The 12,463-nt window shown below is 41.8% G+C and carries 20 protein-coding genes; 15 read left to right on the top strand and 5 right to left on the bottom strand.

Features of this window, described 5'->3' with window-relative positions:
• Positions 1 to 13 precede the first annotated feature (13 nt).
• From NF865_RS00295 to coaBC, 8 genes are read left to right on the top strand one after another with little or no spacing between them, the layout of a single operon-like run.
• Entirely contained in the window at positions 14 to 271 is a 258-nt protein-coding gene (locus NF865_RS00295) for a hypothetical protein (RefSeq protein WP_253304669.1), read from the top strand.
• Positions 272 to 306: 35 nt separating this feature from the next.
• Positions 307 to 474, top strand: a complete 168-nt coding sequence (locus NF865_RS00290) for a hypothetical protein (protein ID WP_253304668.1) — start codon at positions 307 to 309, stop codon at positions 472 to 474.
• 33 nt (positions 475 to 507) lie between these two features.
• A complete protein-coding gene (locus NF865_RS00285) occupies positions 508 to 669 on the top strand; it encodes a hypothetical protein (RefSeq protein WP_253304667.1) in 162 nt (53 codons plus the stop codon).
• A gap of 4 nt (positions 670 to 673) precedes the next feature.
• The gene (locus NF865_RS00280) at positions 674 to 1,021 is read left to right on the top strand and encodes a hypothetical protein (RefSeq protein WP_253304666.1); all 348 of its coding nucleotides are present in this window, start codon (positions 674 to 676) and stop codon (positions 1,019 to 1,021) included.
• The gene (crcB, locus tag NF865_RS00275; RefSeq protein ID WP_253304665.1) at positions 1,011 to 1,382 is read left to right on the top strand and encodes a fluoride efflux transporter CrcB; all 372 of its coding nucleotides are present in this window, start codon (positions 1,011 to 1,013) and stop codon (positions 1,380 to 1,382) included. Before NF865_RS00280 ends, crcB begins: the two co-directional genes overlap by 11 nt.
• Before the next feature lie 4 nt (positions 1,383 to 1,386).
• Positions 1,387 to 1,767, top strand: a complete 381-nt coding sequence (locus NF865_RS00270; protein ID WP_253304664.1) for a DUF190 domain-containing protein — start codon at positions 1,387 to 1,389, stop codon at positions 1,765 to 1,767.
• Positions 1,768 to 1,777: 10 nt separating this feature from the next.
• Entirely contained in the window at positions 1,778 to 1,924 is a 147-nt protein-coding gene (locus NF865_RS10420) for a hypothetical protein (protein WP_366513799.1), read from the top strand.
• Positions 1,925 to 1,960: 36 nt separating this feature from the next.
• Positions 1,961 to 3,178, top strand: a complete 1,218-nt coding sequence (coaBC, locus tag NF865_RS00265) for a bifunctional phosphopantothenoylcysteine decarboxylase/phosphopantothenate--cysteine ligase CoaBC (protein ID WP_253304663.1) — start codon at positions 1,961 to 1,963, stop codon at positions 3,176 to 3,178.
• 3 nt (positions 3,179 to 3,181) lie between these two features.
• Here the strand turns inward: coaBC and NF865_RS00260 are convergent, their stop codons facing one another.
• The 3 genes from NF865_RS00260 to NF865_RS00250 are packed head-to-tail and all read right to left on the bottom strand — an operon-like array spanning position 3,182 to position 5,521.
• Entirely contained in the window at positions 3,182 to 3,862 is a 681-nt protein-coding gene (locus tag NF865_RS00260; protein WP_253304662.1) for a hypothetical protein, read from the bottom strand.
• 2 nt (positions 3,863 to 3,864) lie between these two features.
• A complete protein-coding gene (locus tag NF865_RS00255) occupies positions 3,865 to 4,167 on the bottom strand; it encodes a NitrOD5 domain-containing protein (RefSeq protein WP_253304661.1) in 303 nt (100 codons plus the stop codon).
• Positions 4,160 to 5,521, bottom strand: a complete 1,362-nt coding sequence (locus tag NF865_RS00250) for a DUF7125 family protein (RefSeq protein ID WP_253304660.1) — start codon at positions 5,519 to 5,521, stop codon at positions 4,160 to 4,162. Before NF865_RS00250 ends, NF865_RS00255 begins: the two co-directional genes overlap by 8 nt.
• Before the next feature lie 281 nt (positions 5,522 to 5,802).
• Between NF865_RS00250 and NF865_RS00245 the strand changes: the two genes are divergently transcribed.
• From NF865_RS00245 to NF865_RS00235, 3 genes are all read left to right on the top strand, one after another.
• Positions 5,803 to 6,267, top strand: coding sequence for a hypothetical protein (locus NF865_RS00245; protein WP_253304659.1), 465 nt, complete (start codon positions 5,803 to 5,805; stop codon positions 6,265 to 6,267).
• Positions 6,268 to 6,276: 9 nt separating this feature from the next.
• Entirely contained in the window at positions 6,277 to 6,453 is a 177-nt protein-coding gene (locus NF865_RS00240) for a hypothetical protein (protein WP_253304658.1), read from the top strand.
• A gap of 72 nt (positions 6,454 to 6,525) precedes the next feature.
• Positions 6,526 to 7,203, top strand: a complete 678-nt coding sequence (locus tag NF865_RS00235) for an aspartate/glutamate racemase family protein (RefSeq protein WP_253304657.1) — start codon at positions 6,526 to 6,528, stop codon at positions 7,201 to 7,203.
• Position 7,204: 1 nt separating this feature from the next.
• Here the strand turns inward: NF865_RS00235 and NF865_RS00230 are convergent, their stop codons facing one another.
• Positions 7,205 to 8,032, bottom strand: coding sequence for a translation initiation factor eIF-2B alpha/beta/delta subunit family protein (locus NF865_RS00230; protein ID WP_253304656.1), 828 nt, complete (start codon positions 8,030 to 8,032; stop codon positions 7,205 to 7,207).
• Positions 8,033 to 8,154: 122 nt separating this feature from the next.
• On the opposite strand from NF865_RS00230, the gene NF865_RS00225 reads away from it, so the two are divergent.
• The gene (locus NF865_RS00225) at positions 8,155 to 8,838 is read left to right on the top strand and encodes a TBP-interacting protein (protein WP_253305683.1); all 684 of its coding nucleotides are present in this window, start codon (positions 8,155 to 8,157) and stop codon (positions 8,836 to 8,838) included.
• A 72-nt stretch (positions 8,839 to 8,910) separates the two neighbouring features.
• On the opposite strand, the gene NF865_RS00220 is transcribed toward NF865_RS00225, so the two are convergent.
• Positions 8,911 to 10,791 (bottom strand): threonine--tRNA ligase, encoded by a 1,881-nt coding sequence (locus NF865_RS00220; RefSeq protein WP_253304655.1) that lies wholly within the window; start codon positions 10,789 to 10,791, stop codon positions 8,911 to 8,913.
• Between the two features lie 123 nt (positions 10,792 to 10,914).
• Here NF865_RS00220 and NF865_RS00215 point away from each other — a divergent pair, with 123 nt between their 5' ends.
• The 3 genes from NF865_RS00215 to NF865_RS00205 are packed head-to-tail and all read left to right on the top strand — an operon-like array spanning position 10,915 to position 12,434.
• Complete coding sequence (locus tag NF865_RS00215) at positions 10,915 to 11,514, top strand: exosome complex RNA-binding protein Csl4 (RefSeq protein ID WP_253304654.1); 600 nt, start codon at positions 10,915 to 10,917, stop codon at positions 11,512 to 11,514.
• Between the two features lie 10 nt (positions 11,515 to 11,524).
• A complete protein-coding gene (locus NF865_RS00210) occupies positions 11,525 to 12,157 on the top strand; it encodes a DUF2067 family protein (protein WP_253304653.1) in 633 nt (210 codons plus the stop codon).
• Positions 12,147 to 12,434: a DNA-directed RNA polymerase subunit L gene (locus NF865_RS00205; RefSeq protein ID WP_253304652.1), complete on the top strand. Its 288-nt coding sequence runs from the start codon at positions 12,147 to 12,149 to the stop codon at positions 12,432 to 12,434. Before NF865_RS00210 ends, NF865_RS00205 begins: the two co-directional genes overlap by 11 nt.
• Positions 12,435 to 12,463 lie beyond the last annotated feature (29 nt).

Genomic DNA, 12,463 nt, shown 5'->3' with positions numbered 1-12,463 from the left:
GGAGGGATTCTAGTTGGCCGTAGAAATTAGACTTCCCAAGGAAGAATTTGAAAAGATAAAAGGACAAAAAGAAGAGATACAAAAAAGATTTTCTCAACTAGACAAACTCGAAGCAACTTTGAAAGCTCTCCAGTTTAAGTTCCTAAGTGAAAAGAAGGAGCGTCTTGCAAAAAGACTGAAAGAAATTGAGGAGCATTATGAGCAGTTACTAAGGGAAATGTTGAGTAAGGAAAATAAAAAGCTCAGAAAAGAACTGGAGGGAGAAGTATGAGACTCATTTTAACCGGGGGAAATAGGTGGAGAAGGATGGTTCTTGATATTCCAGATGAGGTGTTTAAGAAAATTCGGCATTACAGCGAGAAATATGGATTCAGAGTGGAAGAAAGCATCAAGATAATTTTAAGAGGAGGCTTTTTAGAAGAGCCTGAGGGGGATATTGAGAATCTTAAAGAAGAGGTTAGCCAGCTCCAGTAGAAACTTTATGAGATTGAGGGAAAATGGGCAACCTTGAAGTTTATCTCTTGTGGAGTTGCTGCGGACAACAAAAATCTGGCGATACAGCTTTCTGGACTGATAGCTGAGAATAGAAGACTTAGAAAAATTCTAGGAAAAGAAGAGAGGGACTACACTTCGATAGAAAAGCTCATCCGCTACTATTTGGGGCTGTGAGATAATGGAAGAGCTCAAACGCGATGTGCACATACTTTATGAGAAATATAAAGAGATAATAACTGACCAGAAAAAGCTTTTAAATGCACTAAGTGAGCTAACTGGAAAGAGTTTTGAAGCTCCCTCAGTCCCCTTGCATATTGATGAAAATAATGAGTTGAAGTTGAGAGCGCTTTATGCTTCGCTTATTTACAAAATACATGAAGCATGGAACATTAATCGGGCGATTTCAATGCAGATAATGGGTTACAATGCAGATAGGAAGTTAAAAGGAGGAAAAACTATTGAAAAAGAGATAAAGCGACTTGTGAACAAATACTTGGGAATAGGAGGCAGGAAAAATGAACACTAAGGTTCTCTTGGCAGTTGGCGTTGGGGGAATGCTTGGTGCCATAATGCGCTACAGCATTGCAGGCTTGCTTCCCGTTTACAGAGACTTTCCTGTAGGAACTCTCTTAGTAAACAGCATAGCAAGTTTTCTGCTTGGCTATCTCTACGGCTTGATTTTCTTTGGTTACGAGGTCTCTTCTAATTGGAGAGCTTTCTTCGGTACTGGATTCTGTGGAGGATTAAGCACGTTCTCAACTTTTTCATATGAGACTTTTAGCCTGTTGCGTGAAAGGGAGCATTTCTTGGCCCTTCTAAACATCTCAGCAAACGTTATAATAACTGTAAGCTTAGTATTTTTGGGATTCCTTCTTGCAAGGAGGTGAGCTTATGGTAGAAATCGAGCACTGGAATACATTGAGGATGAAAATTTACATAGGGGAAAACGATACTTGGCACGGAAGACCGCTGTATAAGGCTATAGTCGAAAAACTGAGGGAAATGGGACTTGCAGGAGCTACTGTTTATAGGGGCATCTATGGATTTGGAAAAAAGAGCAGAGTTCACTCAAGCGATGTTTTGAGGCTTTCTACGGACTTGCCCATAATAATTGAGGCAGTTGATAGGGGACACATGATAGAGAAAGCTATAAACGAAATAAAGCCCATGATAAAGGACGGTATGATAACGGTTGAGCCGGTTATAGTGGTTTGGGTTGGCACGAGAGAAGAGATGAAAAAGTTCGAAGAAGATGCCGTAAGGGAAGAATGAGTTTAAGTCAGTGTTTAGGTTTCTTTTAAGTTTGAAAAACTACGCTTTATTGGGCAATTTAACTCTTGTTTCTGTAGTTGACGAAAGAGTCCTTGAAGAAAAGCATGCTTCTACCCTGCGGAGGGAAGTTAAAATTCTCTCAAAACAGCAACCTTAAATATTGTCGTCCCCAAAGTTTCTCGGTGAGTGAAAAATGCTCCATCATGTCAAGCTTATATATGCGACAAAGAGTAGAAAACTCGTTGGAAAGAAAATAGTTCTTGCCATACCTGGAAGCATAGCGGCTGTTGAATGCGTAAAGCTTGCAAGGGAGCTAATAAGACATGGGGCTGAAGTTCATGCTGTTATGAGCCCAAGTGCGCAGAAGATAATTCATCCCTACGCTATGGAATTTGCCACCGGGAACAAAGTGGTCACGGAGATTACGGGCTTTGTTGAGCATGTTGAACTTGTTGGAGAGCACGAAAACAAAGCGGATTTGGTTTTAGTCTGCCCAGCAACGGCAAATACCATTTCAAAGATAGCCTGTGGAATTGACGATACGCCTGTAACAACGGTTGTAACAACTGCTTTTGCTCACACACCCATAATGATTGCTCCAGCGATGCACTCGACAATGTATGAGCACCCGATAGTTAAGGAGAACATAGAGAAGCTCAAAAAGCTTGGAGTTGAGTTTATTGGCCCCAGATTCGAGGAAGGAAAGGCAAAGGTAGCAAGCGTTGAAGAGATTGTCTATCGCGTGATTAAAAAACTTCACAAGAAAGATTTGGCTGGAAAGAGAGTTCTCGTAACTGCTGGGGCAACGAGGGAGTATATTGACCCGATAAGGTTCATAACAAACAGGAGCAGCGGCAAGATGGGCGTGGCATTAGCAGAGGAGGCAGACTTTAGGGGAGCAGAGGTTACTTTAATAAGAACCAAGGGAAGTGTGCCGAGCTTCGTGGAGAACCAGATCGAAGTCGAGACCGTCGAAGAGATGCTTCAGGCGATAGAAAATGAATTGAAGAGCAAAAAATACGATATCGTAGTTTTGGCTGCAGCTGTGAGTGACTTTACACCAAAAGAGAAAGCTGAGAAAAAGATAAAGAGCGGTCAAACCTTAATCCTTGAGCTTGTTCCGACACCGAAAATAATTCAACGGGTCAAAGAGATTCAGCCCGATGTCTTCTTAGTAGGATTCAAAGCAGAGTATGGAGTTAGCGAAGAAGAGTTAATTGAACAAGCAAGGAAGCAAATAGAGAAAGCAAAGAGCGATGTGGTCATAGCAAACAGAGGAGAAGTGGCATTTGAGAGTGAAGTAAACGAAGTTTACTGGGTCACCAAGGAAGGCTATGAAAAGCTCCCGCTCATGAGCAAGAGAGAGCTTGCGGAGAAGATATGGGACAAAATCGTAGAGAATTTGAGGTAAAAATTAAACCTCCATGGAGGCAGATAAGAAAACAATTTTGTTGGGGACAATCATGTAATACCATGACCTCAGGTTGTACTCGACAAAAGGACTTCTAATTATCGTGAGCTTCCTTTTGATTTCTCCTCTCTTAACTTCCACCCCGAACTTGAAGAGATTGAGAGCGAAGCTGTTTACTACTTCCACAATGTTTTCTGGGAATATTTTGATGTTGAAGGGTATGAGGAGGTTGTTATTTTCGCCCTTTGAGAGAAGCCTAATAATTGCGGGGATCATTATGGGAAGTTCTTCTGGGTATTTGACCCCATAGAGGTCGAGGCCTAAAACAAGGAATAGAGTATTAGTTTTTGCGCCCAACGCTGCTCTAATCCTGCCAGTGATAATCTCCGCATCTTTTGTCTTGACAGGAAGATCTGGGTTTAGTTCTTCTTCAAGAAAGGGGTTTACGGAGACCAGATATGTGTCTTTAAAGACCTCTGGGGCATCTTTGTATATCGACTTCAGATACTTTGAGATGGAAGTGTATGCGTCCTGAAAAGAGATTATTACAAACTCTTCGTACTCTCCTCTTAGCCTTTTTGTTAGATGATAAAGCACGCTTTCGATATCGCTCCCTATTTGATAGTTGAGAACCGTTGGGGTTATCCTTTTTGATGCTGTGGTTATTAACTCAAGAGGATTCATTTTCATTCACCGTAAATCTTCCTTATCTGCTCCACCAGCTCCTCCAAAGAACTGATTTCTTCTCCCTCTCCAAGACGACCCTTAAGCTTGTTTATAATTACCATTTCCAGCAATCTAGCGCTGTATTCTCCAAAAAGCTTTGAAACGGCGTCTTTGAACTCCTTTGGGTTTTCATATGCGACCTCGAGCCCCTTGTTCATTGTGGCCTTGAGATGTGCCTCCAAAACTGATTCCAGTCCCGGAGCAACTTCTCTAAGGGCCGCAGAGATTGCTTTAACCAGAATCTCTTCCCCTTTACTACTCATAAATTTCCACCCCCTTGTCAGAGATTTCGTATTTGTGTATCTTTCTCGAGTGATTTGATCCTCTAGATTTTACAATTGCAATTTTTCTCTCCATAGATTCATTTCTCACTTGGTATCTAAGCCCTATTATAACGTCTACCATAGTGCTTGCTCCAGTAAATGGCACGACTTCGAAGTTGGTTTCCTCGTTTAGTGTAAAGTACGTGGTTATCCTGTTTGCCTTTGTCAATAAGCCGATGTATCTAAGCATTTTTGCAAGCTCTTTCTCGTCCATGTGTTGTCTTAGAGCTGTTAAACTATCTATCACAAGGACTTCCGGTTTGAACTCCTCGATTATCTCTCTAATTTTCAGAAAGGTGCATACTGGAGTCTTGCTCTCTGGAACCCAAGTGAAAATTCTGAGGTTCTCTTTCATGGCCTCCTCTATTGGCATGCCATAGTTCTTGGCAGCCCTCATGAGCTGGTCCATGGGTTCTTCAAATGATATGTAGACGGCTTTTCTTCCCTGCATGGCGTTGGCCACGGCAAAGTGCAGAGCAAAGGTAGTTTTTCCAGTCCCAGTCATTCCGACAAGTAAAACGCTTGACCCTTTGTAGATTCCCCCTCCAAGCATTTTGTCGAGCTTGTCTACACCTGTCGTAATTTTCTCTAATGTGTATTCCATTTCCTCCCTCTTGAGTTCAGGAATCGCCAGAAATTCAATTCCCTTCTGGGTTATCACGTACTCGTACTGAGACTTTTCAACGCTTCTCCTTCTCATTTTTGGGATTTCCATTACCCTTCTTGTGACTTCTCCGAAAGACTCGTACCTAAGAATGACAACTCCATCAACTACGAACTCCTCAATACCGTAACCTATTTTTTCTGTTCCTACTGGCTTTTCGGCGACTAAGAGGGCAGTAGAGTTGTGAGCTTTTATGAACCTGCCAAGCATTGTGTGGAGAAATACTCTTGTCTTCTCGGCACCTAAAATTTGGGCAAAGACGCTTATGGAGTCAATGACAATCCTTTTTGGCTGGAACTTTGCGATTTCTTCAATTAGAAGGCTTATTTCTTTATCTATAGTTTCTTTACCGACTGTGACGAAGTCCATGAACTTGAAGAGCCCCTTGTTTTCGAGCTCTTCGAAGTCCATCCCTAGTTGCCTCATTGACTCGTAGAACTCGCTTTTGGTTTCTGCGAGTGAAATGTAAATGCCTTTCTCCCCAAATTTCGTGGCTCCATTATATAGGAACGTTGCCGAAAATATAGTTTTTCCTGCTCCAGGTTCTCCAGCTATCAGAATTAATGAACCATCTGGAAAGCCATCTTTGAGAATATATTCATCAAAGTAATCAATCCCCGTTCTGCTCATTGCTCACCACCTCACAACATTTTTTGCAGTGAAAAATATTTAAACATTGTTCTTTAAAACACATCTCTCAAAATGTTTAATATGTATTCTCAATCATAAAGATTCTTGAACCTTAACATTTAAAAACTAAAACCTTTAACAACTAAAAGCTACAGCTAGTCCGAGGGTAACCAAAGTGACTCAAGAAAATGAACAAGAAGCAGTACGGAGTATTTTTCAGAAGAACATACCTGGAGGGTCTGTCTTAAACCATAGTATATGATGCTTACTCGTCCGCATGGATGCTGAGCTTTGCGATACTCAAAAAAGAACTTCTTCAAGGGAGCTTTGGGATAATATTTAACTATAATTTTCCCCTTCAAAATCTATGTAGGGCTGCAAAAGAATTGGGATTAGATATTGAAAAGGAACTTTCAAATGATAACCTTGTAGTAATTGATGTTTTTGGCTCAAAGTATAACGTCAAGTGTAACAAGAAAAATGTGTTCTATCTCGACTCCGTGTCGCCCGAGCTTATAAACCCAAAGATAGATTTACTCTATGCAAAGAAGATTCAACCCCTAACAAAAGGTAGGAGAACTATAAGACTCATTAACACACTCGACGGTATCGCTTTAATGTTTGGTGAGCTTGAAACTCTTAAATTGCTGAATCAAACAATTGCTCGGGGAGCAAAGGACATGCCAGACTCGGTACTCATATTACCGATAAACAAGGACGTTGTCTCCCAGAAGTTTATTGGTTGAGTTGCAGGAGTGAGTGATTACGTAATAGTAACATCCACGAAGCTTAATGAGAAGGTCGAGGAAAGGATGTATGTTGTGAAGTCTCCAGAGGAGGGATTCACGTCTACAGTTTATCGTCTGTGGGCTACTGGAGAAAAGAGTCCAGGAAGATTAAAAGTAAGAAAAATAGGAAACAGCAAACCTTAAAGGCAGAAATGGAAGAATTCTTTTTCACAAAAACTTTCATAAGCTCCTCTCCTAATGTTTATCGGTGGTACTATGGAGAAGATCGGGATTATAGGAGGTATAAGCCCTGAGTCTACTCTTTACTACTACAAAAAATACATCGAAATATCAAGGGAGAAGTTCGAGCCCTATTTCTTTCCAGAACTGGTAATATATTCCATAAACTTCAAAGAATTTAAAGACAACCCCGAAGGCTGGGAAGGGAGGAAAAGGATTCTAATAAACGCTGCAAGGGCTCTTGAGAGAGCAAGCGCGGAAGTTATTGGAATCTCCGCAAATACGCCACACATGGTGTTTCCCGAGGTTCAAAAGGCCGTTAATGTCAAGATGGTAAGCATAATTGATGCGGTTGCAGAAGAGGCAAAGAAGAAAAACCTTAAGCGGCTTCTTCTTCTTGGAACGAAAACTACCATGAGCATGCCCTTCTACAAAAACGCCTTGGAAGAGAAGGGGTTTGAGGTAATTGTTCCAGAGGAAGAAGAAATCGGTAAGATAAACAGAATAATCTTTGAGGAGCTTATGTTTGAAAATTTCAAAAGCAAAAAGTGGCTCCTTGATCTCATTGAGAAATACGCAAAGAACGAAAACGTTGAAGGGGTTATACTCGGCTGTACCGAGCTGCCGCTGGCAATAAGGCAAGGCGATGTAAGTATTGAGGTTTTAGACAGCGCTGAAATCCACATGAGGGCCCTAATAGAGGCTGCCCTTTAATTTAAATTTCTTTTGGCGGTACCAAAATGCCAAGCTCTGTGATTATTCCCCTTATGTATCTCCAAGGTGTCGCATCAAAGAGGTAATTCCGTATTATTGTGTGATTCCTTTTGAACCTCCGCTCGGTAATCTTAATCTCTTCTACTCTTGCTTCCGGATGAATCTTAAAGCTCTCGGCAGCGACATAGAAGGGGACTCCATTGTCATGGCAAGCAAGTGCGAGCAGATAAGTTCCAGCCTTATTGAAAACGTAGCCGTCTTTGGTTATGTTGTCAGCGCCTACCAAAGCTAAAGTTGCTTTCTTTGCAAAAAGTCCAAGCTGGGCATCTGTTATGACCTCAAATGGTATTTCAAGTTCTTCAAGCTTTTTTGCCAAAAACAGCCCCTCGTAATCTGGTTCGCTTTCGGTTAAAATCACTCTGAAAGCTTTTCCCTTTTCTTTTGCTTTCCTTAATATTTCAAAAACGGTTGATGAATATGAGTGAGTTATTATGACCTCATTCTGGTCAATCAGCTCGCTTCCAATGTTTCCGATTTCTCGTTTTGCCTCCTCACTCAGCCTCATGAATTCTTCAGCCTTTGCCTTGACGAACTCCGGTTCTGGAGTTATTGGGATGAACCTCACTAGATTGTATAGGGAAGCCATTGTTGGGTTCACGTCGAGAATTCTAATTCCCAGCTCTCTGAGCTTTTCAATGAGTTCTTCTCCTTCAAATCTTTCTGCGAGCAGTATATAGGCCTTAGCTCCAATTTTTGCTAGATAGGACGCCCCATGAATTCGCTCTTCACTCATTTCTTTTAGGAGCTCTTCTACTTCTTTGGGGAACATTGTATCACTCCACTCTTCTCTTTTCTTTAGGCTTTAAAAGATTTTTTCGCCTTTGCAACCCTTTTTAAATTTTTCCGGGAAGACTTATTAATCCTAAGGTAGAGGTTCCAACGGTGGTGTGGATGAAATACAGCGAGCTAGGTGATAGGGTAAAGAGGGTTTACTCAAGGATAAGAATGCTTGATGATTACCACTGGGATATTTATGAAGACAAGATAATTGGATATCACAGAAAGAGCAGACTTCCGGTTAGGATAAAGCTTGCAGAGAGCAGGGAAGAAGCAGAGAAATTAAGTGAAGAAAAAGGGGAGCAGGGAATAGACATTGCTGTTCTCCCTGACAACGGAACTTTCTACATAAAGAACGGCACGTTCATACTCTCAGAGAGGTTCTTAAAGGCCACATTGATGGATATCAACGACCACATAGTGTGGAGCGGGTTCAAAGTCGTTGAGAACAATGGAAAACTCGTTCAAGAAGACTTTTACGAATACTTAGGAGGACTTTTAGTCAGGCACCTCAAAAACAACATGATGAATGGTCAAGATTACGTCCTCTGGCAGTTTTATAAATGCGAGAAATGCGGAAAATACGTCGATATAGAGAGCGTTCCCGAGCACCTCGCCAAACACAACATCAGCGTTGCAGAGAAAGACAGTGAAAAGTATGAAATTTTTGAGCTGAACTTCCTTGAAGGAAAAGTCTTTGACAAATTTGGAGAAGAAGTTGCTCAAGACAAGTTTGCACCAGAATCACAGGCTTTTCTAAAGGAGATGCTTGGTGAGCCAAAAGTTCAAGAGAAATGAACGCCTTCTTTTCCTTTTAATAAATTTAGCAAAAAACAATAGAAATAGAAAATGTTGAAAAATTAAAAAACTTCATCCCCTGAACTTTGGTCTCATGCTTAGGAGCAGTGGCAGTGGCCTTGGTTTGTATGGGAACCCTTCTGTTTTCTGCTTTATTTCCTTTATGAGATCCTCAATCTGCATTTCGTACTGTCCGCCTTCTCTCTTTCTGACAGTTATTACTCCCATTCTCTTTTCGTTTTCGCCAACGACTACTATGTATGGAACCCACTCTTTCTCTGCTTCTCTTATCTTCTTGTTAAGTCTCTCGTTTCTGTCGTCTACATCTACTCTTATCTTTGCTCCTTCAAGCTTTCCTGCAACGTAGAGGGCATAGTCGAGGTACTTCTCGCTTACGGGTATTACTCTAACCTGTATTGGGCTGAGCCAGAGAGGATACATTGGCTTCTTGCCTTGGCTTATGAGCTTTGCCTGCTTTTCGAGTATAGCGTACATAACCCTCTCAATTGCACCGCTTGGTGAGCAGTGGAGTATTAGCGGGTACTTCTCTTCTCCATTCTCGTCGTAGTAGGTTATGCCGAATCTTTGGGCGTTTTCTACGTCTATCTGCACAGTGCTTAGGGCAGCTGCCTTATCGAGGTTATCAACGAAGTTGAACTCAAACTTGAGTATGAAGTAGAAGAACCTCTGCTTCCACATCTCTATGAGGACTGGCTTTCCTATTATCCTTGCGAGTTCTACTATGAAATCCTTGTGTTCGTTCCAGAAGTCCTCTGTGAATCTTATTGCAACTTCGTAATCCTCTGGCGTTAAGCCTACTCCCTTGAGCACTTCCATACTTAGCTTGTACTGCTTTTTGAATTCTTCCATTGCTTGCTGCAGATCCTTTGCGACCGTGTGCATATCGGGCATTGTAAATGCTCTAAGCCTTCTTAGACCAGAAAGTTCTCCGCGCTTTTCTCTTCTAAATGAGTATCTCGTGAGCTCGTACATTCTAAGCGGCAGGTGGCGGTAGCTTATTGTTGCATCTTTCTTTATGAGGAACTGACCAAAGCAGGCAGCAAACCTGAGGAAGTACTTCTTGTCTCCGCTTTTTACTATGTACTGTCTAGCGGGGAATCTGTTTAGGTATTTCTCAAGGGCAGGGTGCTCGAAATCATACATAATCGGCGTTTCCACTTCCATTGCACCGTATTCAATAACTTTCTCAGTTACATAGTTCTCAAGCAAGGACTTTATGAGCCTTCCCTTTGGATAGTAGCGGAGGTTTCCGGGGTCGCTTCCCTCTTCGTAATCAACAAGTTCCTGTTCAAGCATGATCTTAACGTGTGGCGGCTCTTTATCTGCTACACGGCTCTTGCTTATTTCATAGTTTGCAAACTTTTTGAGGTTTTCATAACCGGAGAAGTCAAACTTGTCGACCTCAATTAGCTCTCCTTCCGGTGTAAGGATATACCAGTAGCTAACAAGTTCTTCTTCCTCTTTTTTGAGGGCTTCTGGGACTTCTTCCTCTTCTTTCTTGGCTTCGCCGGGTATAATTGTTCTTGAAAGCTCTGCCAGTGGATGTCCCTTACAGCTGAGCTTGAACGCCTTGTAGTAGCCAAAGGGCGCTCTCTTAACGTTGTAACCTTTTTCTTTAAGCTTTTCTTCAATTTCTTTGAGTATTTTTAAGGCCACATCTGGGGAAGCAAGCTCGCTGCTTAGGTGAGCGAATGGATAAACAAAAATGTTTTTTGTTTTCACTTGAGACGCAATATCCTCTATCTCCTTCACGGCTTTTTCTACAACTTCCTTTGGATTCTGCTCATCTACCTTCTCCACACTTATAAACGCGGCAAGAACCTCATCGAGTCTGTCTCTCTTTTGTTCTTCGCTTATCTCTTCTGGTTTTTTCAAGGCTTTATCCTTCACCTCATACTCAAGGTAGTCACTGTGTATTAGGAGCATTCTCATTTATATCACCACCCCAATCCTATTTAATAAAACTACATAAACGTTGTCATTAACCTTTTTATAGGCTTTCCGCATCCATAAACTTAAAAGTCCAGAATAGCTAAGTCTAGTGGTGGTGGGTAGATGGATAAAAGAGATAAGAAACGGGTAAAAGATGGCGATATAGTTCTTCCTGGGGATTATCTCGGTGTTATTGAGGAGTTTCTACCTGGGGAGGGTATAATAGAAGAGAATGGAGAGCTCTATGCGGCAAGAGCCGGGAGAGTTAGGATAAACCCAGAAAAAATTGAGATATCTGTAGAACCGCTAACAGACACCCCACCCCTTCCTCAGGTGGGGGACGTTGTGATAGCGAGGGTTATAGAGGTAAAGCCCCAGGCAGCTATCGTTCAGTTGCTCAAAATCGAGGGTAGGAAAGGATATAGAGAAATAGCGACTTCAAAGCTCGCTGGGATCCATATCTCCCAAGTTAAAGAGGGGTACGTGGAGTCAATGAGCGATGAATTTAAAATTGGAGACATTGTAAGAGCAAGGGTATTGACAAATGAAAAGAGCCCAGTACAGCTTACCACAAAAGGCGCCGATCTGGGAGTGATCTACGCCCTATGTTCTTCATGCAGAACTCCGTTGGTAAGGAGAGGAAACGTCCTTATATGTCCAAAATGTGGAAGGACAGAAAAAAGAAAGCTTTCGACATACTATAGGAAGCTGAAGCTGGAGTAAGGTGTAAAAGATGAAAGCCAAGAAAGTTATGGTTATTCATGTTAGAGATGATATTGAAAAGGAAGAACTCATGAAAGAGTTGCAGAAGCTTGAACTTCCTGCCTTCATTTACGTCCACGGCAAGTTGAATTCCCTTAAAATAAACATCCAGGGAACCAAGGACGAGATAAGGGAAGCAATGCAGAAAGTTAGGGAGATTCACCAGAGAGTACGTTCACGGTTATATCCCGACAAGAGGGGGTTCTATCAGTATAACATCGACGATATTTTCAGAGAAGCAGGGACAAGCGTTTCAATCCCTATCCTCATAAGGACTCTTGAGCTTCTTGGGGAAAAAGTTGAACTTAAAGATAGTAATAGGCTCATAACCTCTCTTCCATGGAAGGAGATTGTGGAACTAACCAAAAAGCTTGGAAAAGCCTTAAGCGAGATAGCTTTGCAGACCACGAGGCAGATAAGAGAAGTTGTGTTGCCAATAGCGGTAGTCTTTGAACTTGATCCGGAAGAAGTTTTGGACCTCGCTCTCGAACTTGAGGTTGCCGAGTATAAGGAAGATAAATTTAAATATGAACTAATCAAGAATAAGGAGCAAGCCCTAGAGATAATGTTGAAAAAGCTAACGGGTGAGGGAAATGAAGATTGAGGTAATAAAGCGTGAAGAAAACTTGCTTGAATTTTATCTTGTGGGGGAAGATCATACATTTGCCAACTTGCTCGATGAGGTGCTCCATGAAAACAAACACGTTAAGTTTGCTGCGTACACCATAGAGCACCCAATCCTCATGGCGAGAAAACCAAGGTTCAGAGTTGTTACAGATGGAAAAATAACACCGGAGCAGGCTTTGGAAGAAGCCGCCCAGAAGATCTTTGATAGAGCAAAAGAAGTTCTCGAAGCTTGGGAGAAGGCTATAGGGGAGTGAACTTCTTTTTAAATTTTGAAGCTTTGAGA

Source organism: Thermococcus aggregans (genome assembly GCF_024022995.1).
GTDB classification, from domain to species: Archaea; Methanobacteriota_B; Thermococci; order Thermococcales; family Thermococcaceae; genus Thermococcus_A; species Thermococcus_A aggregans.
This window is presented reverse-complemented; position numbering and strand designations above follow the sequence as displayed.